The organism is Alicyclobacillus contaminans DSM 17975, from assembly GCF_000429525.1.
Classification (GTDB): Bacteria; Bacillota; Bacilli; order Alicyclobacillales; family Alicyclobacillaceae; genus Alicyclobacillus_A; species Alicyclobacillus_A contaminans.
Window position 1 is genome coordinate 1 of the sequence record NZ_AUCA01000102.1, and the last position, 1,621, is coordinate 1,621.

Genomic DNA, 1,621 nt, shown 5'->3' on the forward strand with positions numbered 1-1,621 from the left:
GCATGAGAGGAAAGGGGCCGTTCTTATCCGGGGAGGCCTGTCCGATACGCTGGTAGAGCCGGTAACCGCCGTCGAGAGGCGGCGCTGAACGGGCAGGAGTCAGCAGAGGCCATAGTACGTGGGCGGGCGCTCGTCTGCGGAAGGGCCGAACATGAAACGAGGATGGACTGGATGCGTTCACACGACGAGCGACGACAGCAGAATACCCCGCAAGGGGCCTCCACCCGGAGGGTAGTGGTGAAGCCGCGAGAGGCCGGGATTGGAGGGCCGAGTTCGTCGTTGGCACAAGTGCAGACCCCATCCTGCGAAGAGAGGGACTCCCTGCTGGAGAAGATGCTGGAGCGGGAGAACCTGCTTCAGGCACTTCGCAGAGTCGAGGCGAACAAGGGAGCGCCAGGGGTGGATGGCGTGACGGTAGCCCAACTACGGTCGTACATCCAGACCCACTGGGCTGACATGCGTCAGCAGCTGCTCGCGGGGACCTACAAACCGCAACCCGTCAGGCGGGTCGAAATTCCGAAACCCGGAGGCGGGGTGCGGGGACTGGGAATCCCCACCGTGATCGACCGACTCATCCAGCAGGCACTGCTCCAGGTATTGAACCCGATTTTCGACCCGGAGTTCTCCGAGAACAGCTTCGGATTCCGGCCGGGGCGGAGCGCCCATGACGCGGTGCGCAGGGCACAGCAATACATTCAGCTGGGTTACCGGTGGGCAGTGGACCTGGATCTGGCGAAGTTCTTTGACCGAGTGAACCACGACAAGCTCATGGCGCGCGTGGCGCGAAAGGTCAAGGACAAGCGGGTCCTCAAGCTCATCCGGGCCTACCTGAACGCAGGCATCATGGCGGACGGGGTGGTGATACGCAACGAGGAAGGGACACCGCAAGGCGGCCCCCTCAGCCCGCTGCTCGCCAACATCATGCTGGACGACTTCGACAAGGAGCTGGAGAAGCGAGGGCATCGGTTTGTCCGCTACGCGGACGACTGCAATGTCTACGTGAAGTCGCGTCGGGCGGGAGAGCGAGTGATGGCGTCACTGACCAGATACCTGGAGGGGACACTGAACCTGCAGGTCAACCAGGAGAAGAGTGCGGTAGACCGGCCGTGGAAGTTGAGGTTTCTCGGATTCAGCTTCCGGTCCGACAAGCTGGCCACGATACGCCTGGCACCGAAGACGATAGAACGGTTCAAAGAACGGGTGCGCCAGATCACCAGCCGCTCACGGAGCATGCCCATCGCGGAGCGCATCAGGCAATTGAACGCGTACATCATGGGATGGGTGGCGTACTACCGGATGGCAGAGATGAAGGGGCGCTGCGAACGGTTCGATGAATGGATTCGGCGCAGGCTGCGAATGTGCATATGGAAGCAATGGAAACGAGTGCGCACGCGGTATCGGGAGCTACGCGCGTTGGGGCAACCGGAGTGGGTGGTCCACATGACAGCCAACTCACGCCGAGGGCCGTGGTTCATGGCGAGGATGCTGAACCAAGCCATGGACAAAACGTACTTTGAGCAACTGGGGCTGCGCAGTCTTCAGGCGAGATACCTTACGCTTCGTGGAGTTTCATGAACCGCCGTATGCGGACCCGCACGTACGGTGGTGTGAGAGGACGGGG

General features: G+C 61.8%; 1 protein-coding gene. It reads left to right on the plus strand.

Annotated elements, in window-relative coordinates; all coding sequences use genetic code 11:
- Window positions 1-171 precede the first annotated feature (171 nt).
- On the plus strand, window positions 172-1,575 hold the full coding sequence (gene ltrA, locus G463_RS0117310) for a group II intron reverse transcriptase/maturase (RefSeq protein ID WP_026976123.1): 1,404 nt from the start codon (window positions 172-174) through the stop codon (window positions 1,573-1,575).
- Window positions 1,576-1,621: the final 46 nt, after the last annotated feature.

Excerpts from the sequence above, each read along its gene's own strand:
- ltrA (WP_026976123.1), top strand. The coding sequence starts at position 172 with ATGCGTTCACACGACGAGCGACGACAGCAGAATACCCCGCAAGGGGCC.